The 2,956-nt window shown below is 74.7% G+C and carries 4 protein-coding genes; 1 reads left to right on the top strand and 3 read right to left on the bottom strand.

The features are described from left to right. The coding region (locus ACFU99_RS39430; RefSeq protein ID WP_384402289.1) for a zinc-binding dehydrogenase at positions 1 to 330 on the top strand (330 nt) is incomplete at its 5' end. A gap of 99 nt (positions 331 to 429) precedes the next feature. On the opposite strand, the gene ACFU99_RS39435 is transcribed toward ACFU99_RS39430, so the two are convergent. From ACFU99_RS39435 to ACFU99_RS39445, 3 genes are read right to left on the bottom strand one after another with little or no spacing between them, the layout of a single operon-like run. After that, positions 430 to 1,161, bottom strand: a complete 732-nt coding sequence (locus ACFU99_RS39435; protein WP_384402292.1) for a response regulator — start codon at positions 1,159 to 1,161, stop codon at positions 430 to 432. Then, on the bottom strand, positions 1,158 to 2,321 hold the full coding sequence (locus tag ACFU99_RS39440) for a sensor histidine kinase (protein ID WP_384402298.1): 1,164 nt from the start codon (positions 2,319 to 2,321) through the stop codon (positions 1,158 to 1,160). Before ACFU99_RS39440 ends, ACFU99_RS39435 begins: the two co-directional genes overlap by 4 nt. 28 nt (positions 2,322 to 2,349) lie before the next feature. Beyond that, positions 2,350 to 2,838, bottom strand: a complete 489-nt coding sequence (locus tag ACFU99_RS39445) for a DUF1453 domain-containing protein (RefSeq protein WP_384402295.1) — start codon at positions 2,836 to 2,838, stop codon at positions 2,350 to 2,352. Positions 2,839 to 2,956: the final 118 nt, after the last annotated feature.

Consider the following 2,956-nt stretch of genomic DNA (forward strand, 5'->3'; position numbering starts at 1 on the left):
GTCGCCGGTCCGGATCTCGGCCGTTACATCGGGATGCTGCGGCCCAACGGCCGGTACCTGCTGTGCGGGGCCGCGGGCGGCGCGCCGGAACCGGAGGGCTTGGGCAGCCTCCTCACCGCCTACCACCGCTCGCCGACCCTCTTCGCCTTCAGCCTCAACTCCGTCGGTCCCGAAGCCGCCGTCGCGGCGGCGGCCGGGCTCTTCGCCCAAGCGGCCAGTGGTGACCTGCGGCCGGTCGTCGACGAACGGATTCCGCTGGCCGAAGTCCGCCGCGCGCACGAGCGCCTCGCCTCGACCCCCGTCTTCGGCAAGATCACCCTGCACCCCTGACGCACCACCCGGTCGTCGCCCACGCCGCCGGCCCGTACCCCACGCATCGGCGGCGTACACCGACCCGTAAGCCTCGCGTCGGCGGCGTACACCGGCCCGTCAGCCGCCCGGCGTGCCAGGCGGCTTCGCGATGCCGTGCCGGTACGCGTACCGCACCGCCTGCGCCCGGTCCCGCACCCCTGTCTTGGCGAAGAGGTTGTTGATGTGGGTCTTCACCGTCGCGGCGGAGACGTGCAGAGCATCGGCGATCTCGGAGTTGGACAGCCCATCGGCGACCAGCGCGAGCACCTCGGCCTCGCGCGCGGTCAGCCCGTCCGGCAGCTCATGGGGCGTCGCGGGGGCGGCTTCGGGGGCCGGGGCCGGGGCGGTGAGCCGTTCCAGCAGCCGCCGCTGGATCTGCGGCGACAGCCCGGCCTCGCCGGACATGACGTGCGCCACCGCTCGTACGATCTCGTCGCCGTCGGCGTCCTTGGTGAGGTAGCCGCGCGCGCCGGCCTGGAGCGCCGGGAAGAGCGAGTCGTCGTCGGCGTAGGTCGTCAGGACCACGACCTGCGTGGCCGGGTGTTCGGCACGGATGCGGCGCGTCGCCTCGACGCCGTCGCAGCGCGGCATGCGCAGGTCCATCAGGACCACGTCCGGTGCGCGTTCGGCGACCAGCCGCAGCGCCTCCTCGCCGTCACCGGCCGAACCGACGACCTCGATGCCCGGCAACAGCCCCAGCAGCATCACGATGCCCTCGCGCACCACGGTCTGGTCGTCGGCCACGACGACCCGGGCCGCCGGCCGCGACCTGCCGTCCTCCGTCACGCCGCCCCCTGTCGCGCGCGTCATCCAGGTACCCGCAGCCGCACCACGAACCCCTCCCGTCCCGGCCCCGCCGGACCGGTCTCCAGGGTGCCGCCGAGCAGTTCGGCGCGCTCCCGCATCCCCAGGAGACCGTACCCGGAGCCGGTGGACGCGAGCCCCCCGGCTGCCTGTCGCGCTCCCCCGTCCCGTACCTCCAGCTCCACCTCGCCGTCCAGATAGGCGAATCGCACCCGGACGTGCGCGCCCGGAGCGTGCTTACGGACGTTCGTCAGCGCTTCCTGCGCGACCCGGCGCACCGCCAGCCCGGCCTCCGCGGGCAGCTTCCGGGGCTCGCCCGTCACCTCGACGGCGGCCCCCTGGGAGTCGGCGACCTCCCGCAGGAAGTCCCCGACCTGGGCCATCTCGCCACGGAGCGCCGAGAGCGCCTGCCGCGTCTCGGCCAGCCCCTCGCGGGCCATGCCGCGGGCCAGGACGACGCGTTCCAGGATGCGCTCGTCGTTCTCGCCGCGCTCGATGAGCAGCCGGGCGGCCTCCAGGTGCACCAGTTGCGCGGAGAGGCTGTGGGCGAGCACGTCGTGGATCTCGCGGGCGATCCGGGCGCGCTCGGCGAGCGCCGCCGACTCGGCCTCCGCGGCCCGTGCGACGCGCTCCTGCGCCAGCAGCCGGAAGCCGGAGCCGCGCGCCTCCGCGTCGAGGCGCAGCGCGTAGCCGACCAGCGCGAGGCCGACGCAGGTCCCCGCGGTCACGATCGGCCGGTCCTCGCTCAGCAGCCCGTACGCCAGCAGGTGGGCCGCGGCGGCGGGCAGCGCGTACGCCATCGGCAGCCGCTCCACGGCGAGGATCGCGCCCACGGCCCAGAGCGACCGGGCGGGGCTGTGCGCCCCGAACAGGTGCGCCATGATCCCCAGGGCGAACAGCAGCCCCAGCAGCCCCAGAGAGGGCAGCAGCCGGTGTTCCAGGGTGGACCGGAAGTAGCCCCGCGCCACGACCACGAACACCACGATGCCGCCGGCCAGCACGAGCAGGGCCCACCCGTGGAAGGAGCCCTCCTGGAACGCCCGCCAGGCGATCAGCACGACCAGCGTGAACCTCACGCACTGGTTCATCGCGATCCGGCGGCGCGGCACCCCCTCATGGGACAGCGACTCGCGGTAGGGCCAGGCGGTCCAGCTCTCGACGGGCACGTACGGTCCTTCCGTCGCGGCGGCGCGCTCACTCACCGGCCGGGACACGGTACGCCGGCCGCGCTCCCTGAGCCTTCCAGACCACCAGACCGCTGCGGGCCAGCAGCATGGCGGCCGCGGTCAGCATGGTCGCCGGCCCGCCCTGGTGGACCCCGGCCGCGGCCCCCACCGCGTGCAGGGCCAGCCGCACCGCCACACCGCCGGCCCACACCAGGGCCGATGCCTTGCCGCCCTGCGCCCACAGCGCGCCCGACGCGTCGGACCACACCCGCGTGGTCCACGCCCAGCCCGCGCCCGCCGCCAGCCCAGCCAGCACCCCGGCCGCCAGCAGCGCCACCGAGAAAGCCTCGTGCGCGTGGTCGACGAGCTCCGGCTTCCGCACCGCCATGAAGATCAGCACCGCGGGCAGCACCCACCACCGCCGGACGTCCGACGCCACGCGCTGCGGCGCGAACTGGCGCAGCAGCACGAGTACGAGCACCGCGACGATCACCGCGGCATCTACCGGACCAGACATGGTGAGAGCCTCCGTAGGGGCAGGAGCGGACAACGCTCCCGAACCTACGGAGACCCGCCGGCCGACGGATCGGCGCACGGGTTGGCTCCGGGTGGAGAGTGCCCCTCCACCCGGAGGT

The organism is Streptomyces sp. NPDC057654, from assembly GCF_042800135.1.
Classification (GTDB): Bacteria; Actinomycetota; Actinomycetes; order Streptomycetales; family Streptomycetaceae; genus Streptomyces.